This is a genomic window from Providencia sp. PROV061 (assembly GCF_011045655.1).
GTDB lineage: Bacteria > Pseudomonadota > Gammaproteobacteria > Enterobacterales > Enterobacteriaceae > Providencia > Providencia hangzhouensis.
Map to the genome: position 1 here is coordinate 1,423,051 of NZ_CP042861.1, position 20,907 is coordinate 1,443,957.

Sequence of the window (20,907 nt, forward strand, 5' to 3'; positions counted from 1 at the left end):
AATTAATGGATAAGCAGAAGAAGTTAGATGTTATCTGTATGGGCCGTATTGCCGTTGACCTGTACGGACAACAGATAGGTTCTCGTTTAGAAGATGTGAGCTCGTTTGCCAAATATTTAGGCGGCTCTTCAGGAAACGTTGCATTCGGCACTGCAATACAAGGATTGAAATCATCAATGCTTGCCCGTGTGGGGGATGAACACATGGGGCGCTTTTTACGTGAGGAGTTACAGCGTGTAGGCTGTGATACTAGCCATCTTATTACAGACAAAGACAGATTAACGGCATTAGTTATCTTAGGGATTAAAGATCAGGATACTTTCCCATTAATTTTCTATCGTGATAACTGCGCAGATATGGCGATTACGCCAGACGATTTCTCTGAAGAATATATTGCATCTGCACGCTGCTTGGCAATTACAGGAACGCATTTATCTAACCCGAAAACTCGCGCGGCAGTACTAAAAGCGTTGGAATATGCTAAACGTAATAATGTCAAAACAGCCATTGATATTGATTATCGCCCGGTCTTATGGGGACTGACCTCTTTGGGTGATGGTGAAACGCGTTTTATTGCTTCCGATAGTGTCACGCAACAACTGCAAGACGTATTATCGATGTTCGATTTGATTGTCGGTACAGAAGAAGAATTTCATATTGCAGGCGGGACGACGGATACCGTACAAGCACTTAAGAACATTCGCCAATTAACGGATGCGGAACTGGTGTGTAAACGCGGCTCTCTTGGCTGCTCGGTATTTAGTGGTGAGATCCCAGAAACGTTGGACGAAGGGATCACCGTTCATGGTGTGAGAGTTGAAGTTCTCAACGTATTAGGTGCCGGTGATGCATTTATGTCTGGCCTACTTCGCGGTTATCTAAACGGCGATGGTTGGGAAAAAGCCTGCGCTTATGCGAATGCTTGTGGGGCTCTAGTGGTTTCGCGCCATGGCTGTGCGCCTGCAATGCCAACAAAAATCGAGTTGGATAATTACCTTGAGCGTGCAGCTGCAGTTCCACGCCCAGATCTTGACCCGATGCTTAACCATTTGCACCGTGTGACTTCACGTAGCACACAATGGAATGAACTTTGTGTTATGGCATTTGACCACCGCATTCAATTTGTTGATATGGCACGCCTCGCAGGGGTTGATATCTCTTGCATTCCAACCCTGAAAAAATTGATTTACCGCGCTAGTAGTGAAGTGGCCGAAGAGGCAAATCTGCAGGGGAAAGCAGGGTTACTCTGTGATAGTACATTTGGCCAAGACGTATTGAATGATGTAACCGGCCGTGGTTGGTGGATAGGCCGCCCAATTGAGCTACCTGCGTCAAGACCATTATGCTTAGAGCATGGGAATATTGGCTCTCAGCTGATTAGCTGGCCAAAAGAGCATATTGTCAAATGTTTGGTATTTTTTCACCCAGAAGACAACCATCCACTGCGCTTAGAGCAAGAAAAAACGGTTCAAGAAGTGTATAGCGCTTGCTGCCAATCAGGGCATGAATTGTTGCTCGAGGTGATATTGCCCGCAGATATGGAACGCAACGATGAGCTGTATTTACGCGCAATCAAACGCTTCTATAACTTAGGTATAAAACCAGATTGGTGGAAATTACCACCACTACAAGCGCAAAACTGGGATGCAGTTGATCAATTAATTCAAGAACGTGACCCTTATTGCCGCGGTGTCGTGCTCTTAGGACTTGACGCACCACAAGCTGAGCTACAAGCAGGCTTCAACGCAGCCGCTGGGAAATCAATCGTCAAAGGATTTGCTGTTGGCCGCACTTTATTTGGTAAGCCTTCGTTGGAGTGGATGAAAGGTGAAATCAATGACGATGAGCTGGTGCAGAAAATCAAAACCAATTACTTAAACCTGATAGCCTTATGGCGTCAGCGTAAATAATATTACTTTTACCTACACAGGAGCTTCATCATGGCAATCCAACTTGGTATCAACCCGTTGACATGGACGAATGATGATTTACCCACTTTAGGGGCAGAAACGTCTCTAGAAACATGTTTAACTGAAGGTCGTCAAGCGGGTTTCGCTGGTTTTGAGCTAGGTAATAAATTTCCACGTAAAGCGGAAATCTTAGGGCCGATCTTAAAGCAGCATGACTTACAATTGGTTTCAGGCTGGTATTCGGGAGAATTATTATCTCGCAGTGTGGAAGAAGAAATTGAAGCGGTACAAGAGCACTTAGCATTGCTACGTGATTTAGGCGCTAAAGTGATGGTTTTCGCGGAAGTGACTCACTGTATTCATGGCGATCAAAACAAACCTGTTCATATGCGCCCATTGTTCCCAGCTGATCAATGGGAAGAATACGGTAAAAAATTGACCGAATTCGCAAAATATACTTTATCTCAAGGGGTTAAGATTGCCTATCATCATCATATGGGGACAGTGATCGAGTCCGCAGAAGATGTGGATAATTTAATGAAACATACAGGGGATGAGGTCGGTTTATTACTGGATACAGGGCATTTAACCTTTGCCGGTGCAGACCCAGTTGAAGTGGCAAAACGCTGGGCAAAACGTATCAATCATGTGCATTGCAAAGATGTCCGTGCAGATGTTCTAAAAGATGTTAAAAACCGTAAAACCAGTTTCTTAAATGCAGTATTAGCAGGGGTGTTCACGGTACCCGGTGATGGGTGCGTTAACTATCCAGAAGTGTTTAAAGTATTGAAAAATAGCCAATATGAAAATGGCTGGTTAGTGGTCGAAGCAGAGCAAGACCCTGCGATTGCACATCCATTGACTTATGCCACATTGGGTTACAACAATTTGTCTAAATTTGCTAAGGATGCGGGCTTAATCTAAATCGTCGTCGTCATATTTCAGTCTGTGGCATTGTTAGCTTTGTTTGCTGACTCTAGCCACAAACTGAACTGTTTAATTGATGAAACGGTTAGTAACTGAAAAGAATTACATATCTAGAACCTAAAAAGTGTCAGAGGAAAGTTATGTCAAAATTATTGTCGAAATACCATGCTCCAGATGCACATAAGCGAACTCAGCATATCACTCCGAAAATCGCTAACTGGGGATATGTTCACTTTGATGTTTATGAATTAAAACAAGGCGAGTCTGTCTCCTTGCCTGCCTCTGAAAATGAAATGTGCTTAGTACTGGTGGCGGGTAAAGCGACAATTAAAACACCGAATCAAGCGTTTGAAAATATTGGCGATCGTATGGATCCTTTCGAGCGTAAAAAGCCGTATGCGGTGTATGTTACAGCGCAAGAGTTTGCTGAGGTCATGGCGGATACCGACCTTGAATTGGCAGTTTGCAGGGCAAAAGGAAAAGGAACTTACCCAACTCGTTTAATTGGCCCTGATGATATTGGTGCGGAACAACGTGGCCATGGTTATAACAAACGCTATGTGCATAATATTTTGCCAGATGATAAAGCCGCTGATAGCTTATTAGTCGTGGAGGTCTTTACAGATGAAGGCTGTACTAGCTCTTATCCAAGCCATAAACATGATACCGATAATGAACCCAATGAAACTTATCTAGAAGAAACCTATTATCATCGTTTAAATCCTTCCCAAGGTTTCTGTATGCAGCGCGTTTACACGGATGATCGCGAGTTAGATGAATGTATGGCGGTGTATAACAAAGATGTCGTTATGGTACCAAAAGGGTATCACCCAATGGCGACAGTGGCTGGTTATGATAACTATTACCTTAATGTGATGGCAGGGCCAACCCGTAAGTGGTTATTTACATGGGAAAAAGACCATAACTGGGTGAATAGTGAAATCTATGCAGCGAAACATAGTGAAAAGTAAGTTAAAGCAGAAATATGTGAATTAAGTTCTGTTATCTATCTTTGCCGGTAAATATTTACCGGCTTTTTTTCGATTAAACTTAATATGCTGCAGTAAATTGTTGGCGAATGAACTGCCTATTATTTACCTCATCAAGTATAGCTACCGCAAAATCTTCAACTGATATTTTCGCAGGAACGTTGCCATTCATCAGCAATTGTTCGCCTCCAAGACGGAAGGTTTCTGTTCTTTCTCCTTCCTCGAGTATTGCGGCTGGGGAAATGTAGGTCCAATCCAATGAATCAATGGATTGTAATTGGTTCTTAAATTCCCTCATTGCTTGAGCGCCTGGTTTTATTTCGGCAGGAAAATCGGGGGAATCAATTAAATCAATACCTGAAGCAATTTTTAGGCTTCCTGCACCACCGACCACAATAAATCGTTTTACCATCGATTTTTGTACTGCTTGTAAAATGGCCTGGTTTCCTGCCACGGTATCTTGATACAAATTCGGATTTTGCCAGCCACCATTAAACGCGCTGATGATGACATCCTGTCCTTTAAGCCGAGAGGTTAACCATGGGATATCTGTAATATCACCAGCGGCGGTGATTAAAAGAGCGTGCTGAAATAATTGATTACTATGACGAGAAATAGCCGTCACTTGGTGGTGCCGAAGCAACGCTTCAGCGACTAATGCTCTGCCGACAAAACCCGTTGCGCCAATAATCGATATTTTCATCTTCAGTTCCTCTTTGCTTGAGTGCCTCACTCAAGAATAATGATACTGATAGGGCTAGGCTTTAGGACTAAGACTTGTTTTCCCAATGTGTTCTTTTTGAGTATAGAACAAACGTTCTTATTGGGGAATATGCTTAATTTTATTTCGTTTCTCTAAATAACTTTAAAATAATACTCGTCATAATGGCGATGGTTCCTCCTAAGGCGGTTTCAAGAACGCGGTCAAACAATAATTCATAGGTTGGGTGACGCCAATATATAACGAGCTCAAGAATGGACAAAATTAAGCTTGTCACGACAAACGTCATAAACGTATATCCGTAATGAAAGCTCATCGGCATTAAAAAGGCGAACACCACGACTGCAATTAAACCGATATACGGCATAAAGGGTAAATTGAATAAAAAATACAATAATAAGACAGAAATAAGACTGCCTAAGACCCTCTGCAAAGTAATTTTAACGATACTTTGTGATTTTGGATGCAATACAAAAACGAAGGTCAGTAATGTCCAATAAAAGTGCCCTAGATCTATACTGCGAGGAATAGCGAGCGCGAGTAATAGCCCCAAAGCATAAATCATTGAGCGTGGGATAATATTTTTTCTCAACGTAAACAAATTTTGTTCAACTAAAGCGCTCGTTATTACACTATGGCGTGTCATTTTATGGCTAAGGACATAATACGTAATTAACGTTACTCCACTACCAATAATAAACCCTAACGCTAAGCTTTTGGATATATCAGGTAAAATGGTACCAATTGTCGACATGATAATCATAAATTTCATGGTTAAATCCATAGCAGGATCTGTGCCATACAATTGGTAGTAAATGAACGAAAAAATGGCGAGATAAATATAATATGCGGTACCAAGGCGTAACGTATCACCGATAAAAATAGCGACTAAAATCATCAATAAACAACAAGCGGTATAGGCATAATTCTTATATTCTTTTGCTGCATTGAATAAATTAAAGGAATACAGCGTTGAGAATGTTGCCCACATCGCAGCTTGTGCATCTAAGATCACAAAAGCGGTTGCGGCGCTAAAAAACATACAACTGGTAAAAATAATTCCATCGTGGATAGCAGGAAACGTTCTCATAATCCGATGCTCACAAATAGAGGCTTAACCTATTAATTAATAACGTAATTAAATAATATACGGTATAAAATTTCAAGGTGAGAACTCAGTATTTATGACAAGTTACCATTAAATGGCATGTGTTGAATTGTTGGTTGCGATATTCTGTTTTTATGTGACAAAAAAGGCATAATAGGGGAGAGCAGTTGTAGCAATCATAAAGGTAATAAAATGCAAATAATCAATCCTCATGATTTTGTTTGGGTCGGCAGCAATAATGATGTCGCGATAGAATCGCTTCCTGAATGGGTCGGCTCACAGTGGAACAGTAAGTTACCGTTGACGGTATACCGAAATAAAGCGGATGAGAATAAACTGACTGTTGCAATTAGAGGAATTAAGCCACACCAACGCGTTACAACACAAATTGAAAAATCTGCAATTACGCACATTATGAATGTGGAATCCTTGGTGGCGAATTCGGTGGAACTACAACGTTCAATGTTTATCGCTTTACCACCGGTGCAGGTTTTATGGATCATTTCACAGACTAAATGGCCTTGGCAATGGGGAGTAACAGGGAGTTGTGCTTACACTTTAGCGACAGATATCCAAAGTATGTTGTCAGACTGCGACCTTGATGTGGTCATTCGCTGTCCACATCGTCAAGAAAAAGAAGATTTTGCTGAGTTTGCAATTAAGGCGAACACTCCTTATTGCCCAATTGATATTCATATCGAAACCCCTAAAGGTGGGTTTTCATTAGCTGAGTGGTTTAAAAATGAAAAGGTTACATTACACACACCACTTGGCGATATTATGACCGCAGACCCGTGGAATGAAAAATTATAGCCCACTGTTTGTCTGTTAAATAACCTAATGTAGCTTGAATGACCGACAAATTGGTTAAATATTAATTTTGATGTTCGAGCAGGTGATTTTTTACTAATCAAATAAAGCTGGAGGCATATAATGCCTCCCGATTAGCCTATTTTTAGTGTTCAATATAGGGTTCTTGTAAACCTGCTTCATGCCATTCTTTCATTGCGGGTAAAACTAAAATTCGGTCAACCCATTGTTTGGCAGCTGGGTTTACAGGTAAGTGATAACTGCGAATTCGGAAGGCAACTGGTGCAAAAAAAGCATCTACAGCCGTAAATTCACTACCTGCAAGCCAAGGGCCACCAAATTGGTTTAACCCATCCTGCCATAATTTCTGCAATCGATTTAAGTCGGTTTGTAATTCAATTGAAATATTGTTAAGTGGTGAATTATGAGTACCATCCATTGGACATTGCTGGCGTAATGCACTAAAACCCGAGTGCATTTCTGCGCTTGCACTACGAGCCCATGCTCTGGCTTTTCGCTCTTTTGGCCAGACTTGAGGGTAGTCTTCTGCAACATATTCACAGATGGCTAATGAATCCCATATTGTTTGGTTTTCATCGATTAAACAAGGGACTAAGCCTGTAGGTGAAAAACGACTGAATTTTTCATGGCTGCTTTTGCCGTTTTCAAATAAACACAAATTTTCTTCAAACGGGATCTGTAATACCTTTAGTAAAACCCAGGGACGTAGTGACCATGAAGAGTAGTTTTTATTTGCTATCCAAAGTTTATACATAGTATTTAACCTATCAATCAGTTTGCAATGTTAAAAGAAAGAATACCAATGTATGGGGAAAAAGGCAGACCTACAAATGTTATTTTATGAATAACAGCTTATATCTATTAGGAATAAGCTAGATTTAATTGAAATTAATAAATAAATGAACTAAGTATTTAGTTACGACCATTTACAAAACTGGAAGAATCTTTATTCAACTTTTATAATTAAAACTAGACAAAATCAAATAGTAATCTATTTTTCATTATGTTGATCGTATTTGAATGTCTTCAACAAAATATTTGTTTAACTTTGGGATAGGAATAAAATTAATTTCACCTTATGATTATTACGGCTTAGTTAATAAAATATTACCTTCTTCTCTAAATGGTTTTTATCATGCAATGGAAAAATAATGCAAGTCGTTATGGGCATATCTCTTTGCTCATACATTGGCTAGTCGCAATTGTCGTATATGGAATGTTCGCTTTAGGTTTATGGATGGTGACACTAGGCTATTATGATAGTTGGTATCATCAAGCTCCTGAGATACATAAAAGTATAGGAATATTATTATTTATTGTTATGGCATTTCGGGTGATTTGGCGATTTATTTCACCGCCACCGAAGCCATTAGCAAGCTACAGTAAATTAACGAAAGCTAGCTCTATTATTGTTCAAATTCTGATTTATATTATTTTGTTCAGTATTTTGATCAGTGGTTATTTAATCTCAACCGCTGATGGACAGCCTATCAGTGTATTTGATTGGTTTGAGGTTCCTGCACTATTTACTGGTGCTGCAACACAAGCAGATACAGCAGGTGAAGTTCATTTATATTTAGCTTGGGCAGTGGTTCTATTATCAGTGTTGCATGCTTTTGCAGCTTTTAAACATCACTTTTTTGATCGTGATATTACATTAAAAAGAATGTTGGGTTTTAACCCCGATAAGTAACGTGGAGATAATTATGTTGAAGAAAACGGTTCTTGGTCTGGCTACTGGCGCACTTTTTTTAACGGCAGGTTCAGCATTAGCAGAAACTTACCAATTTGATAAGCAAGGCCAACACGCGTTTATTGAATTTCGTATTCAGCATTTAGGTTATAGCTGGGTATATGGTAGTTTTAAAGACTTTGATGGGTCTTTCACTTATGATGCAAAAGACCCATCAAAAGATAAAGTCGAAGTAACTATTAAGACAGGCAGCATTGACACTAACCACGCAGAGCGTGATAAACATTTACGCAGTGGTGATTTCTTAAATGCAGCAAAATTCCCTGAAGCAAAATTCGTTTCAACAGAAGTGAAGAAAGACGGTGAAACATACAAAATCACAGGTGATTTCACATTAAATGGTGTTACTAAGCCGATTACATTAGATGCTAAATTAATGGGCGAAGGTAAAGATCCTTGGGGTGGATACCGTGCAGGTTTTGAAGCTGAAGGTAATATTAAGCTGAAAGAATTTAACATCAAATCTGATTTGGGCCCTAAATCTCAAGAAGCACAACTGTTGATTTCAGTTGAAGGTGTTCAAGTTAAATAAGATTTTTATCATAATAAACCTTCAAGCTTTCAAGTCTTGAAGGTTTTTTTATATCTAGCGTTTTCTAAATTGTTTATTTATGGCAAATTCTCCCGTCTTAGCCTCGCATTTTCCCTTATTCCTATAGCTTGACGACTTTGATACAAGCTAAAATAAACATTATCACTTTTTATAGGTCAATTCGTGGCATTAATAATCTAGGTCCGTGATGACTATTGTTTTTAGATGCCATGACATTATATGCGATGGGTTCTACAGTATATAAGTAGCTTGAAAGTGTTTGTGGGAACCGTTTTACCAAGAAAAGGCAGGGTAACTTTGAATACAAATAACTCACGTAAAACCGCATTAATTGTTAGCATTATTTTTATTGCATTCGCATTCGGTTTTTATTGGTTAAGTAAAGATAATAATGTGTTATCTACAGAAAATAATAGTGCAATTCATTCAGAGGCACTTGCCCAAGTTGAAAAAGAGCTGCCGATTATCGCGACGGTGAAGAAAATAAGCCCTGAAACCTATCAAAGTTTTGAGCATCTAATCACGCAATACGACCCAGCTAATGAAGATTTACGTCGTCAACTGTTTGATCAGGTTGTTGGCAATGTCATGAAGCTGGTGCTAGAACGTATGGAATATGCTTCTGATGATTCCGTAATTAATTTTACTAGCAGAGTGAATGATTACCTGAAAATCTTATTAGAAGAAGACCCAACAGGAAAAACGTGTTTTTATTCATTGTTTCCGCACTTAAGAGAAACAGCGGAAATTATTCCACCACAAAAAAGCCAAGCTGTTTTGTTGAAACAAATCCAAGCGACCAATGAGCTCTTAATTTCAAGTGAAGCTGGTGTAAAACAGGCGTTGATGTCCCCAAAAGAGTATTCTGAGGAATTAACACAGCTTGCTAGTGGGCTTTCTGCAAAGTATGGTGAAGATACCGCAATCCTTGGAAATTTAGAAGCAGGGAAGAAATCACCTGCATTAGCGTGCCGTATTTCTATTAGTTTCTATAATGAAATATTATCTATGCCTGATAATCAGAAAAAAGCTGCATTACTACGTTCTTTATTTTCATCAGTAAATAATTAATTCTTTCCAGCAAAATGGCACTGGTTAATATGGGTGCCATTTTGTGTCATTATTTATTATATTTCATTGTGTTAATCGCACTTTTTTTAATACATTATTCTTTGAGCATAAATAGTTCGTATTTATGTAGTATGCTTATTATGTAAATTTATTTTTAACTATTTTGGAGATGGCATGCAATTTATTAAGAAAAGTATCGTAGCACTTGCCGCAACTGCTGCGATATCAATGCCGATTACAGTTAGCCAAGCTTGTACTCGAGTTGTTTATTTAGGTGAAAATGAACAAATAATGACCGGAAGAACAATGGATTGGAAATACGATATTGGTACCAATCTATGGATCTTTCCTCGAGGGATGGAGCGTGATGGCATTGCAGGGCCTAACTCTTTAAAATGGAAATCAAAATACGGCAGCGTGATAGCCTCGGGTTATGATATTTCAACAACGGACGGAGTGAACGAGGAAGGTCTGGTTGCCAATTTACTGTGGCTCGCGGAATCAAAATATCCTCAAATAGATAATAAGCAACCTGCGTTGTCGATATCTTTATGGGCGCAATATGTTCTAGATAACTATGCGACAGTGGAAGAAGCCGTTGCTGAGCTAGAAAAGAATCCACTCGTAGTCGCAACAGATAATGTGCCAGGACAAGATAGGTTAGCGACTTTACATTTATCATTATCAGATGCGAGTGGTGATAGCGCGATTATTGAATATATCGATGGTAAGCAGGTAATTCATCACAGTCGCAAGTATCAAGTTATGACTAACTCGCCGACTTATGAGAAGCAATTAGCAATGCAGGAATATTGGCAAGGAATTGGCGGCACTGTAATGTTACCGGGGACTAACCGCTCCGCTGATAGATTTGCTCGCGCGCAGTTTTATATTAATGCAATTCCTCAGAAAACAACGCCTAATAAAGCGGTCGCCAGTGTTTTCAGTGTCGTACGTAATGTGTCTGTCCCTTACGGATTGACGTCTGAAAATTCGCCTGAAATATCGTCAACACGTTGGCGGACATTAGTTGACCATAAACGTCAGCTCTACTTTTTCGAGTCAGCATTAACTCCAAATATTTTTTGGACTGATTTGGCAAAAATTGACTTTTCAGCGGAAACTGGAAAAGTGAAAAAGCTGGATCTCGGTGAAGAGCAGAGCCATATCTATTCAGGGGATGCGACCAACAGTTATGTAGTTACAAAACCTTTTGAATTCTTAGGGTTAAGTGCGGAACAGTTAGGTTATTAACTGAGCCCATGAAGCATTTCAGCCCTCTTGGTCTATAGGGGGTTGATATGAATCAAGCCCGCGATAATTAATTTATGAATGTTTTGCAGATAGCAAACGAACGGTATAAGATGTATTTAAAATGCAACTTATTGGTGATGATATGAATGATCTCGTGTGTTACAAAACTATGCCAGTTTGGAATAAAGCTTCTTTGCCGTTAATGTTCCAAGAGCGCCATAATACAAAAGAGGATACATACGCACAGTTGAAAGTGCTAAAAGGCTCTTTAGATTTTATCATTTTTAATGAAGACGGCAGCGAGCAACACTTTACCTTTGATATTCATAACCAGCCGCCTATTATTGAACCTCAAGTTTGGCATCGTATTTCTGCTTGTAGTGATGACATGGAATGCCAACTGGCATTTTTATGCAAACCAGAACTGAAATTTTATAAAGAGCATGGGTTAACGACTCCACATTCAGAAGTGCGCTATTTGTGTGAGAATCACCTGAGTAAGCCATGTAAAACATTAGATTTAGGTTCGGGAAGAGGGCGTAATAGTTTTTATCTTGCCTTGCAGGGGTATGACGTGACCTCGGTAGATATCAACCCTCAGCATATCCAAGCAATTGACTTCGTTAAAAAACAAGCTGGGGTAGAGAATATTCATACGGCTGTTTATGATATTAATAGTCACCAAATACAAGAGAACTACGAACTTATTATTTCCACTGTCGTGCTAATGTTCTTGCAGCGAGAAAAAATCGCCAATGTTATTACTAATATGCAAGAACATACCCTGCCAGGGGGAGTTAACGTTATTGTGTGTGCCGTTGAAACGCCAGATGCACCGCTGGATTTAGTGCCATTTAAATGCTTCTTAAAACCAGGGGAGCTAGAAGGGTATTATAAAGATTGGGATATTTTAAAATATAACGAAAACCCTGGTCATTTACACCGCACTGATTCACAAGGTAATCGTATTAAATTAAATTTTGCAACACTCATTGCAAGGAAGAAGTAAGTAAGAAATTAGCATAGGTTATCTTAATAAAAGAGTTGCCGCTGTCGGCAACTGAGGTTGTTGACAAAGCGGGATAAAAGCGTGGTTTTTCCCGCTTTGTGTTATCAGCCGAAAATCAATAAATTGATTTTCCTAGTTTATTTTCAAAACCTATTCGACTTGCCGCCAAACATAATATGTTTGTCAGCAGTCTGAGTTGCCGCTGTCGGCAACTCTTTTTGCTTCTACTATTTAAGGTTTGTCAGTGACAGGCGGAGCGGTTTCTTTTTCGCTACGGGCTAAAGTTTTTTCCAGCAATACAGAATATAGCGGTTTGCCACCTAAAAATTGGGCCATCATTGTGGCGCCAATGCAGGTAATAATCATCGGTAAGATTAACTGGTAGTTATTTGTCATTTCTAAAACTAAGACTATCCCAGTTAATGGGGCTCTGACGGTTGCGGCAAATAAAGCTCCCATGCCTGCAATAGCGAAAGTCCCCACTTCAATTTGGTAATTAGGGAATATTTCGAGGGCGGCGTAGCCGAAAACACCACCAAATAATGTCCCAAGGGCGAGTAAAGGAGAGAAAATACCACCTGGAGCCCCAGAGCTAAAGCTAATCGTCGAAGTTAAAAACCGCAAAGCAAAGAATATGAATAACAAAGTGATGGTAAATTGGCCTGCTACCATCTGGTGGATCACGGAATATCCACCACCTACAATTTCAGGCAGGTAAACGCCAATTGCACCACAAGCACCACCAATTAACCCGCCCATCAATACAAAGCGAGAAATTTTATTTTGGTAAAATGCTAAAAATTTACTTTGTAGGTACAATAAAAAACCATTAAAACAGATACCGATAACACCAAACATTAATCCTAAAATTAAATAAAGCCATAAAGTATTCATAGGTGCAGAAGAAAATTGGCCGATATTTAATACAATAGCTTCTCCATTGATTAGCCGATAGACAATGGTGGAGGTAACAACACCGATAAATACCGCTTTAATTGAAATTAAACTGTATTTAAATTGCGGACGCATTTCTTCAATAATAAACAAGATGCCAGCTAAAGGGGCATTAAATGCTGTAGATAAACCTGCCGCCGCACCAGAGGCAAGCAAGGTGTGGCGTGACTCATTATCTTTTAAACGAAATAAATCATAAAACATTTGGCTAAGGTTCGCACCAAGTTGCACGGTTGGTCCTTCACGGCCTAATACCATACCTGAGCCCAATGTTCCTAATCCACCAATAAACTTAACTGGGATGACTCTCCACCATCTTACGGGGCGTAAATCCTGTAATGCACCTTCAATTTCAGGGATCCCAGACCCACCAGATTCAGGAGAGAACCGTTTAACAAGGTAATAGCCTAACATGGCAAGAAGTGCCGAGATAAAAAACATCCCAACAACCATCAGCCATTTTGGGGCAACCCATTCACTCACCGATTGCACGCGATAGTTGTTAATCCAAGTTGTTCCTAATTCAAATAGTGAACCGATAAGACCGACCGCCGCACCAATGAGTGCCGCAAGTAGTAAGATTTTTACAGGTGTTTTATCTGATTCTTTTAGCCGTTTAAAAATCCGCAATCGGGTTTTTATCATAGATTTACTAGCTGAATTTACCTGGCTCATCTTTATTGGATTCTCTTTATACGATGGAATAACAAACACTTATAGGTAAGTATAACAAGAGTTATCGTAAGAGCGTTATCAGGATATAAATAAAATGCAAAATAGTGCATTTAAGCAAGAAAAGTGAAAACAAAACCAACAGCACGAATAGCATACTTTCATTACTGTGAATAGTTCTCATTTGCAATGAATATTAATATAGATCAATAAACCATTAGATAATGAATAATTCCACTTTTTTATTCTAATAAAGAGCGTAGTCTTAATGTTGTATTTTAAATGCAACTTTAAGAGGCGAACAACATGTACTGTGTGCAATGTGAACAAACAATTAGAACTCCAGCTGGTAATGGCTGTGCATACGCGCAGGGTATGTGCGGTAAAACAGCAGAAACTTCTGACCTACAAGATTTATTAGTTGCTGTATTGCAAAGCTTATCTGCAAGTGCAGTCACTGCCCGCTCACTGGGTATTATTGACCATGATATTGATAGTTTTGCTCCGCGCGCATTTTTCTCTACTTTAACCAACGTCAATTTTGATTCAGAGCGTATTATCGGTTACGCCCGTGAAGCTATTTATTTACGTGATAAATTAATAAAACATTGCCAATCCGTGAATAGTGTAGTGGCTTTCAATCATCCATTAATTAGTTTGCAATTAAATGGTACTGACATTCCAACCTTACAGGCACAAGCGGCTCAATTTTCATTAGATATTGATAAAGCTGAAGTCGGCGAAGACATTCACGGTTTACGTATGTTATGCCTATATGGCTTAAAAGGGGCGGCAGCCTATATGGAACACGCCCATGTTTTAGGTCAGTATGATAATGAGGTTTATGGCCAATATCATGAAATTATGGCTTGGCTGGGAACATTGCCATCGGATATGAATGAACTGCTTGATAATGCCATGGCAATTGGTCTGATGAATTTCAAGATCATGGAAATTTTGGATGCAGGTGAAACGAGCGAATTTGGTCACCCAACTCCAACGGAAGTCAACGTTCGTCCAGTCGCAGGGAAATGTATTTTAATTTCAGGTCATGACCTGAAAGACTTAAAAATGTTGTTAGAACAAACTGAAGGTACGGGTATCAATGTTTATACCCACGGCGAAATGCTGCCAGCACATGGTTACCCAGAACTGAAAAAATACCCTCATTTAGTCGGTAACTATGGTAGCGGTTGGCAAAATCAGCAAGTGGAATTTGCAAAATTCCCTGGGTCTATCTTGATGACCTCTAACTGTATTATTGACCCTGATGTTGGGGATTATAAAGACCGTATCTGGACGCGTAGTATTGTGGGTTGGCCGGGTGCAAAACATTTAGTGGGTGATGATTTTTCTGCAATGATTGCTCAAGCTCAGTCACTTGCCGGTTTCCCGTATACTGAAATCGAGCACAAAATTACGGTTGGTTTCGGTCGTCAAACACTGTTAGGTGCGGCAGACGCGGTGATCGATTTAGTTTCACAGAAAAAACTACGTCACGTATTCCTTGTTGGTGGTTGTGATGGTAGCCGTGGCGAACGTAGCTATTATACGGATTTTGCACGTAGTGTACCTGAAGATTGCTTAATCCTTACACTCGCATGTGGTAAGTATCGTTTTAATAAATTAGATTTTGGCACATTAGAAGGGCTACCACGCTTACTGGATGTGGGCCAATGTAACGATGCATATTCTGCCATTATGCTTGCGGTGAATCTATCAGAGAAACTTGGTTGTGGTATTAATGACTTGCCATTGAGTCTGATTCTGTCTTGGTTTGAGCAAAAAGCGATTGTCATCCTTTTAACATTATTAGCGTTGGGTGTGAAAAATATTTACACCGGCCCAACAGCACCTGGTTTCTTAACTGAAAACTTATTAAATGTGCTAAATGAGAAGTTTGGCATGCGTAGTATTACGACAGTTGAGCAAGATCTGGCAGAAATTTTACCTGCATGATCAATAAACCGATAGAAAAAGCTTAAAAACGATGTGAAAGATGGGGGCTGCGACCCCCTTTAAAGGAGTAGCGCGATGACCATGCCAAGCAGTTTATGTCCAAATAGAATGCAAGTTCATTCTATTATTCAAGAAACATCAGATGTCTGGACAATCAACCTTATCAATCATGATTTTTATACATATTCACCTGGTCAATATGCTTTGGTCAGCATTAAAAATAGTGATGATGTCATGCGTGCTTATACTCTTTCATCATCACCGGGGCAAAGTCGTTTTATTTCCATTACTGTCAGGCGGTTAGACGATGGTGAAGGGTCAAATTGGTTAACACGTTCGGTTAAAGAAGGCGACTATCTTTGGCTTTCTGAAGCGCAAGGGGAATTCACCTGCGCTAATCTAAAAAACACTGAGTATTTGATGTTAGCTGCTGGATGTGGTGTGACACCAATTATGTCAATGACACGTTGGCTGATGGTGAACCGCCCGAGCTCCCATGTAAAAGTACTATTCAATGTTCGCGATGATAAACAAGTTATTTTTGCCGAGGAATGGCAAAAACTCGTCCGCTTATATCCAGAACGGTTGCAATTGTGTGTTATGGCAGAAACACCAGATAATGGCGATATTGCACAAGGACGTTTAACTGAAGAGAAATTGAAAGCGTTAGTACCAGATATTGATTCACGAATTGTGATGACGTGTGGGCCTGTGCCTTATATGAAAAATGCACAGCAATTTGCTGCTAATTTAGGCGTCCCTGCTGAACATTTTTTTATGGAGCGTTTTTCAACTGAACCAGAGGTTGTTGATAGTGAAGATATTCTTACATTAAAAATCCGTCAACGATTGGTCGACTTTAAAGTCCCTGTAGGTACTTCTTTATTATCTGCACTGGAGCAAAATAAACAGCCCGTTATTGCAGCTTGCCGAGCAGGGGTTTGTGGAAGCTGTAAAACAAAAGTGTTATCAGGTAAATACACAACAACAAGCACAATGACATTAACTGAAGCAGAAATAGCTGAGGGCTATGTTTTAGCTTGTAGTTGCCAATTACAGGGTGACACTGAAATAGCGTAAAATTATATAACATGTGCAAACTGTCTCATTAGAGTATTAATGGGACAGTATTATTTAAAATAAATCATAGTAATTATTTACAATACTCAAAATGAGAGTGCAATTAATGTTTCGGTAGTGAGCTATTTAAAAAATAAATAGATAATTTACTTAATGTATTAATCGCTGATACAGCAACCTCTTTGTTTGGGTCCTGACATAAGTCTATGATTCGTATGATGGCATCATTATATTCAATCGTTGCTTTGAAATCACCTAAAGCAGAAATGGCAGCAATTTTGATTTCATCGTTTACGCGAAATGTTAGTTTCGTTAACATTCCAACAATTACTTTATCCATAATAAAACTTTCACTGTTATATAAAATAAAAAATATTCTAAGATAATTCTTGTAATATTTAATACTAAATTGATATCTGCAATTAAATATTAACAATTTAAAAGAATGCTTTTTAATGATAATTTCGAATTAAATAATTCCTTAAGTGTATTTTCTTACTTCATTATTTGTTTGTTGGCTTATTTTTAATATAAAAAACCAACTAATGACTGATATTAGTGATTACTTGTACTCTAATAAAGCGTTTTAATTATATTAAATTGGGCTTACTCCTTTATATTGTTTTTTTTGTATTGTACGGTAAATAGAGAATTAAGTTTTGATTAATTATCGGTAAGGTTTACTAAATAATATTACAAATGATACTTTGATTTCTCAAAGGGTTGGTTATTGATAAGTAAATAAATATATTTACTTCAATTCTAATATTCATTCTTATTATTAGTTACATTTTGTTACTTTATAAAGATATATTTAATATAAACTTAAACAGAACCTAAACAATAAGTTTTCCATGCGTAAAAAAACGTAGATATAGGGTGGCAATTAATTCACCAATGGGTATAATTCGCGCCGCATCCAAAGTGCAGTATCTCGTTAGGCGAGGCTCCTATACAAACATAGGTTACTGATCTGACGACGTCGAGAGACGCCCAAGATTAGGACAGGATATATCGACCGAAGGTATATCCCCATGTAACTTCCTGCTAAGTCAGGATACGTTGTATAGTGCTAAAACCGAGACGAAGAGATAGCTTTCGCATTCTCTCATCTGGTTTCGCCCCTATGTGAGTACTGTTTGAGTAACCAACAGTAATAGGGACTAAAAAAATGACATTCACTACCCAGAACAAAGCGGGAGCAGTTGCTATTGCTCAATCCGCAATGAAAGGCGCACGCCTCAAAGACAATAACACACAGCCAGCAAAAGTTGATGATGCAACAGTCAGCGCTTATATGAGTCAATCATATTTGCCAGTATCTGTCGCAGACTCAATAGCTTGCGTGAAAAAAAATCTTATTGAACATCTTGATGGCGAGCAAATCCCAACCTATTTATTTGTTGTCGACAATGACAATTATTTAAATGGCATTCTTTCAGTTAAATCATTATTAGCTTCACCTGAAAATTTATTAGTGTCTGATATCATGCGACACAATTATTTTTCTGTTGCCCCAGAACAATCACGTCATGATGTTTATGATCTGATTAATCATAGCGGTTTAGATATGATACCTGTGGTGCAATTTGGCAAATTAATGGGTGTTTTGCGTCCGCAAGATATCGCCGAATTGATTGAAGATGAGAATACACTCGATGCGCAGCTACAAGGCGCTACTACCCCATTAGATGAGCCCTACTTAACGACAAGCCCTGTAACTTTATGGCGTAAACGTGTCGTTTGGTTGTTGATGCTATTTGTGGCCGAAGCGTATACAGGAACTGTATTAAAAGCATTTGAAGAACAGCTCGAAGCCGCAATTTCGTTAGCGTTTTTCATTCCGCTGTTGATTGGTACAGGCGGTAATAGTGGAACACAAATTACATCAACATTAGTCCGTGCAATGGCATTGGGAGAGGTGAGTTTACGTAACCTTGGTACCGTACTGAAGAAAGAGGTTTCTACCTCATTTTTAGTGGCGGTGACCATCGGTGGTGCGGCATTAATTCGTGCATGGATTTTAGGTGTTGGCCACGAAGTGACTATTGTGGTTAGCTTAACCATCGTTGCCATTACAATGTGGAGTGCGATTGTTTCTTCAATCATTCCAATGGTATTGAAGAAAATGAAAGTGGACCCTGCGGTTGTTTCTGCCCCGTTCATTGCAACTTTCATTGATGGTACAGGCTTAATTATCTACTTTGAAATCGCAAAATTAGTGATGACGGAGTTTGCTTAAGCGCACATCTCAAACTTGATGCGGCAGAAAGTCTAATTTTCTGCCGCAGCGACAGAAATCCCTTCTTGTTTCAATACTTCTCCACATTTTCGACATAAATATTGGTTTTCACCACGTAGTACTTTGTTGTGGCGGCGTATGGTTAATTCATGGGACACTTCACAGGCACAACGGTAGAGAAATGTTTTACTTTTTACTGTTGTAACCACAAAGTTATGTGTACGTTTCGCCGTGACTTCCAGTACGTGTTGCATCATCCATTTCCATTCTTTGCCATGAGGTGCGATACCTTTGCGGCCAAATACATGAAAAACCAACAAATGCGCTAATTCATGAGGCACAACCTCATCAATAAATTGCTCTGTATTTTCGATAAGTAAACTGGGGTTAAGGCGAATTTCCCATTCTTTTAAGTAAGCACTACCCGCAGTTGTCCCCCGTTGTTTGTAATTAACCGTTGGCTCTGAAAATGATTGTTCGAGTTTGTGTTCTGCAAGTGCGAGTTTTTCTCGCAATGTGCGCATGACTTGTTGCTGTAAAAAGAGTGGAACACGGATTGTTTTCATGGGGTAAAGGATACGTGAAGGTAATGGACATAAACAAGCAATAATTGACAAATATTATATCAAAACATATATTGTATTTTTATATAATATTAATTAGAAATAACATATGCCCAATAATACCTCTGAACAGCAACTGTTAGCGATGAAGCAGGCCGCATCAGAAACGGCTTCATTATTGAAAACACTAGGGAATCCAGATCGCTTAATTTTATTATGCCAATTAACACAGGGTGAAGCCTGCGTTAGTGAGTTAGAAGAGCAGTTAGGAATATTACAACCGACACTCTCTCAACAATTAACAGTATTGCGTAATGAAGGCTTAGTGATGACGCGTCGAGAAGGAAAGCGCATTTACTATGCGATAGCAGATGAAAAATTATTTACGTTGCTCAATACGTTATATCAGCTTTATTGCCCTGTGAAGGAGAAATGAAATGACAATAGATTGGGCTAATTTTACGCCACTTTCTGCCGCGATTGGCGGTGTGTTGATTGGCTTAGCCGCAGCAATTTTATTAGTGTTTAACGGTCGTATTGCAGGTATCAGCGGTATTTTAGGCGGTTTATTGAAACCAACTAAGGGGGATACTGCATGGAAATTGGCATTTATTATTGGTTTGATGAGCGCCCCAACGTTGTTTACTTGGTTGGCGTATACACCAGAAGTTAACATTGCGACCAGCACACCTATTTTAGTATTAGCTGGGTTATTTGTCGGTTTTGGCTCACGACTGGGAAGTGGCTGTACTAGCGGTCATGGGATCTGCGGCATGGCAAGGTTATCCCGTCGTTCAATTGTTGCAGTATTAGTCTTTATGATTGTTGCTTTTGCGACAGTCGCACTAGCCAACCATTATGGGATAGGGAGATAAAGCAATGCCTATTCTTATCGCATTAATTTCAGGGATACTGTTTGGTTTAGGATTGGTGATTGCCGGGATGGGAAATCCAGCAAAAATTTTGGCATTTTTAGATATTACGGGAACGTGGGATCCTTCTTTATTAATTACGATGGCAGTTGGAATGGTAATCAGTGGTATTGCTTTCTTAGGGGTTAAAAAACGCTCTGTTAGTGTACTTAATTGCCCATTGCAAATTCCTACCAATCAAACGATAGATAAAAAACTAGTCACCGGAAGTGTGTTATTTGGTGTGGGGTGGGGGTTAGCAGGGATCTGCCCAGGACCTGCATTATTGTTAACAGGAATGGGATTGACACAAGGGATAATATTTACATTAGCAATGGTTGCGGGGATGGCTATCTTCCAGTTTACGCAAAAAAATTAATCGCTCATTGTGAGCAATAAA

The 20,907-nt window shown here is 39.3% G+C and carries 21 protein-coding genes and 1 riboswitch; of the genes, 15 read left to right on the forward strand and 6 right to left on the reverse strand.

Annotated features, from left to right (window positions below; translation table 11 throughout):
- Positions 1-5: 5 nt before the first annotated feature.
- The 3 genes from FVA72_RS06320 to iolB all read left to right on the forward strand — a co-directional run bounded on the left by FVA72_RS06320 (position 6) and on the right by iolB (position 3,808).
- Positions 6-1,910: a bifunctional 5-dehydro-2-deoxygluconokinase/5-dehydro-2-deoxyphosphogluconate aldolase gene (locus FVA72_RS06320; RefSeq protein WP_110592175.1), complete on the forward strand. Its 1,905-nt coding sequence runs from the start codon at positions 6-8 to the stop codon at positions 1,908-1,910.
- A 30-nt stretch (positions 1,911-1,940) separates the two neighbouring features.
- Positions 1,941-2,834, forward strand: coding sequence for a myo-inosose-2 dehydratase (gene iolE, locus FVA72_RS06325; protein WP_004262122.1), 894 nt, complete (start codon positions 1,941-1,943; stop codon positions 2,832-2,834).
- Between the two features lie 143 nt (positions 2,835-2,977).
- A complete protein-coding gene (iolB, locus tag FVA72_RS06330) occupies positions 2,978-3,808 on the forward strand; it encodes a 5-deoxy-glucuronate isomerase (RefSeq protein WP_110592174.1) in 831 nt (276 codons plus the stop codon).
- A gap of 79 nt (positions 3,809-3,887) precedes the next feature.
- Here the strand turns inward: iolB and FVA72_RS06335 are convergent, their stop codons facing one another.
- Positions 3,888-4,529 carry an NAD(P)-dependent oxidoreductase gene (locus FVA72_RS06335; protein ID WP_110592173.1) on the reverse strand — a complete coding sequence of 214 codons (642 nt, stop codon included), beginning with the start codon at positions 4,527-4,529 and terminating at the stop codon, positions 3,888-3,890.
- A gap of 139 nt (positions 4,530-4,668) precedes the next feature.
- Entirely contained in the window at positions 4,669-5,637 is a 969-nt protein-coding gene (locus FVA72_RS06340) for an FUSC family protein (RefSeq protein WP_110592172.1), read from the reverse strand.
- A 210-nt stretch (positions 5,638-5,847) separates the two neighbouring features.
- Here FVA72_RS06340 and FVA72_RS06345 point away from each other — a divergent pair, with 210 nt between their 5' ends.
- Positions 5,848-6,468 (forward strand): malonate decarboxylase holo-ACP synthase, encoded by a 621-nt coding sequence (locus tag FVA72_RS06345; protein WP_110592171.1) that lies wholly within the window; start codon positions 5,848-5,850, stop codon positions 6,466-6,468.
- Between the two features lie 142 nt (positions 6,469-6,610).
- Here the strand turns inward: FVA72_RS06345 and FVA72_RS06350 are convergent, their stop codons facing one another.
- A complete protein-coding gene (locus FVA72_RS06350) occupies positions 6,611-7,240 on the reverse strand; it encodes a glutathione S-transferase family protein (RefSeq protein WP_004262116.1) in 630 nt (209 codons plus the stop codon).
- A gap of 381 nt (positions 7,241-7,621) precedes the next feature.
- Here FVA72_RS06350 and FVA72_RS06355 point away from each other — a divergent pair, with 381 nt between their 5' ends.
- The 5 genes from FVA72_RS06355 to tehB all read left to right on the forward strand — a co-directional run bounded on the left by FVA72_RS06355 (position 7,622) and on the right by tehB (position 12,126).
- Positions 7,622-8,179, forward strand: coding sequence for a cytochrome b (locus FVA72_RS06355; protein ID WP_094961347.1), 558 nt, complete (start codon positions 7,622-7,624; stop codon positions 8,177-8,179).
- Between the two features lie 13 nt (positions 8,180-8,192).
- Positions 8,193-8,771 (forward strand): YceI family protein, encoded by a 579-nt coding sequence (locus FVA72_RS06360; protein WP_004262112.1) that lies wholly within the window; start codon positions 8,193-8,195, stop codon positions 8,769-8,771.
- A 318-nt stretch (positions 8,772-9,089) separates the two neighbouring features.
- Entirely contained in the window at positions 9,090-9,863 is a 774-nt protein-coding gene (locus FVA72_RS06365; RefSeq protein ID WP_036958473.1) for a hypothetical protein, read from the forward strand.
- 174 nt (positions 9,864-10,037) lie between these two features.
- Positions 10,038-11,117, forward strand: coding sequence for a linear amide C-N hydrolase (locus tag FVA72_RS06370; protein ID WP_004262105.1), 1,080 nt, complete (start codon positions 10,038-10,040; stop codon positions 11,115-11,117).
- Between the two features lie 121 nt (positions 11,118-11,238).
- The gene (tehB, locus tag FVA72_RS06375) at positions 11,239-12,126 is read left to right on the forward strand and encodes an SAM-dependent methyltransferase TehB (protein WP_004262097.1); all 888 of its coding nucleotides are present in this window, start codon (positions 11,239-11,241) and stop codon (positions 12,124-12,126) included.
- Between the two features lie 231 nt (positions 12,127-12,357).
- On the opposite strand, the gene clcA is transcribed toward tehB, so the two are convergent.
- Positions 12,358-13,755, reverse strand: coding sequence for a H(+)/Cl(-) exchange transporter ClcA (clcA, locus tag FVA72_RS06380; RefSeq protein WP_110592170.1), 1,398 nt, complete (start codon positions 13,753-13,755; stop codon positions 12,358-12,360).
- A gap of 303 nt (positions 13,756-14,058) precedes the next feature.
- Here clcA and hcp point away from each other — a divergent pair, with 303 nt between their 5' ends.
- Positions 14,059-15,711, forward strand: coding sequence for a hydroxylamine reductase (hcp, locus tag FVA72_RS06385; RefSeq protein WP_004262094.1), 1,653 nt, complete (start codon positions 14,059-14,061; stop codon positions 15,709-15,711).
- A gap of 75 nt (positions 15,712-15,786) precedes the next feature.
- Positions 15,787-16,791: an NADH oxidoreductase gene (hcr, locus tag FVA72_RS06390; RefSeq protein ID WP_036958472.1), complete on the forward strand. Its 1,005-nt coding sequence runs from the start codon at positions 15,787-15,789 to the stop codon at positions 16,789-16,791.
- A 103-nt stretch (positions 16,792-16,894) separates the two neighbouring features.
- Here hcr and FVA72_RS06395 read toward each other — a convergent pair whose 3' ends face one another.
- Positions 16,895-17,131 carry a HEAT repeat domain-containing protein gene (locus FVA72_RS06395; protein WP_047756882.1) on the reverse strand — a complete coding sequence of 79 codons (237 nt, stop codon included), beginning with the start codon at positions 17,129-17,131 and terminating at the stop codon, positions 16,895-16,897.
- Between the two features lie 586 nt (positions 17,132-17,717).
- Positions 17,718-17,889: riboswitch (M-box (ykoK) riboswitch) on the forward strand.
- 73 nt (positions 17,890-17,962) lie between these two features.
- On the opposite strand from FVA72_RS06395, the gene FVA72_RS06400 reads away from it, so the two are divergent.
- Positions 17,963-19,033, forward strand: coding sequence for a magnesium transporter (locus FVA72_RS06400; protein ID WP_004262087.1), 1,071 nt, complete (start codon positions 17,963-17,965; stop codon positions 19,031-19,033).
- A gap of 32 nt (positions 19,034-19,065) precedes the next feature.
- Here the strand turns inward: FVA72_RS06400 and FVA72_RS06405 are convergent, their stop codons facing one another.
- On the reverse strand, positions 19,066-19,599 hold the full coding sequence (locus FVA72_RS06405; RefSeq protein ID WP_096863314.1) for a SprT family zinc-dependent metalloprotease: 534 nt from the start codon (positions 19,597-19,599) through the stop codon (positions 19,066-19,068).
- Between the two features lie 106 nt (positions 19,600-19,705).
- Between FVA72_RS06405 and FVA72_RS06410 the strand changes: the two genes are divergently transcribed.
- From FVA72_RS06410 to FVA72_RS06420, 3 genes are read left to right on the forward strand one after another with little or no spacing between them, the layout of a single operon-like run.
- Entirely contained in the window at positions 19,706-20,032 is a 327-nt protein-coding gene (locus FVA72_RS06410) for an ArsR/SmtB family transcription factor (protein ID WP_004262083.1), read from the forward strand.
- Between the two features lies 1 nt (position 20,033).
- Positions 20,034-20,471, forward strand: a complete 438-nt coding sequence (locus FVA72_RS06415; protein ID WP_004262082.1) for a YeeE/YedE family protein — start codon at positions 20,034-20,036, stop codon at positions 20,469-20,471.
- Between the two features lie 4 nt (positions 20,472-20,475).
- Positions 20,476-20,886 (forward strand): DUF6691 family protein, encoded by a 411-nt coding sequence (locus FVA72_RS06420; RefSeq protein ID WP_004262080.1) that lies wholly within the window; start codon positions 20,476-20,478, stop codon positions 20,884-20,886.
- Positions 20,887-20,907 lie beyond the last annotated feature (21 nt).

Excerpts from the sequence above, each read along its gene's own strand:
- FVA72_RS06415 (WP_004262082.1), top strand. The coding sequence starts at position 20,034 with ATGACAATAGATTGGGCTAATTTTACGCCACTTTCTGCCGCGATTGGC.
- hcr (WP_036958472.1), top strand. The coding sequence starts at position 15,787 with ATGACCATGCCAAGCAGTTTATGTCCAAATAGAATGCAAGTTCATTCT.
- iolE (WP_004262122.1), top strand. The coding sequence starts at position 1,941 with ATGGCAATCCAACTTGGTATCAACCCGTTGACATGGACGAATGATGAT.
- hcp (WP_004262094.1), top strand. The coding sequence starts at position 14,059 with ATGTACTGTGTGCAATGTGAACAAACAATTAGAACTCCAGCTGGTAAT.
- FVA72_RS06360 (WP_004262112.1), top strand. The coding sequence starts at position 8,193 with ATGTTGAAGAAAACGGTTCTTGGTCTGGCTACTGGCGCACTTTTTTTA.
- FVA72_RS06420 (WP_004262080.1), top strand. The coding sequence starts at position 20,476 with ATGCCTATTCTTATCGCATTAATTTCAGGGATACTGTTTGGTTTAGGA.
- FVA72_RS06400 (WP_004262087.1), top strand. The coding sequence starts at position 17,963 with ATGACATTCACTACCCAGAACAAAGCGGGAGCAGTTGCTATTGCTCAA.
- FVA72_RS06410 (WP_004262083.1), top strand. The coding sequence starts at position 19,706 with ATGCCCAATAATACCTCTGAACAGCAACTGTTAGCGATGAAGCAGGCC.
- FVA72_RS06350 (WP_004262116.1), bottom strand. The coding sequence starts at position 7,240 with ATGTATAAACTTTGGATAGCAAATAAAAACTACTCTTCATGGTCACTA.
- FVA72_RS06340 (WP_110592172.1), bottom strand. The coding sequence starts at position 5,637 with ATGAGAACGTTTCCTGCTATCCACGATGGAATTATTTTTACCAGTTGT.
- tehB (WP_004262097.1), top strand. The coding sequence starts at position 11,239 with ATGCAACTTATTGGTGATGATATGAATGATCTCGTGTGTTACAAAACT.
- FVA72_RS06335 (WP_110592173.1), bottom strand. The coding sequence starts at position 4,529 with ATGAAAATATCGATTATTGGCGCAACGGGTTTTGTCGGCAGAGCATTA.
- FVA72_RS06395 (WP_047756882.1), bottom strand. The coding sequence starts at position 17,131 with ATGGATAAAGTAATTGTTGGAATGTTAACGAAACTAACATTTCGCGTA.
- FVA72_RS06370 (WP_004262105.1), top strand. The coding sequence starts at position 10,038 with ATGCAATTTATTAAGAAAAGTATCGTAGCACTTGCCGCAACTGCTGCG.
- FVA72_RS06405 (WP_096863314.1), bottom strand. The coding sequence starts at position 19,599 with ATGAAAACAATCCGTGTTCCACTCTTTTTACAGCAACAAGTCATGCGC.
- FVA72_RS06345 (WP_110592171.1), top strand. The coding sequence starts at position 5,848 with ATGCAAATAATCAATCCTCATGATTTTGTTTGGGTCGGCAGCAATAAT.
- FVA72_RS06355 (WP_094961347.1), top strand. The coding sequence starts at position 7,622 with ATGCAATGGAAAAATAATGCAAGTCGTTATGGGCATATCTCTTTGCTC.
- iolB (WP_110592174.1), top strand. The coding sequence starts at position 2,978 with ATGTCAAAATTATTGTCGAAATACCATGCTCCAGATGCACATAAGCGA.
- clcA (WP_110592170.1), bottom strand. The coding sequence starts at position 13,755 with ATGAGCCAGGTAAATTCAGCTAGTAAATCTATGATAAAAACCCGATTG.
- FVA72_RS06320 (WP_110592175.1), top strand. The coding sequence starts at position 6 with ATGGATAAGCAGAAGAAGTTAGATGTTATCTGTATGGGCCGTATTGCC.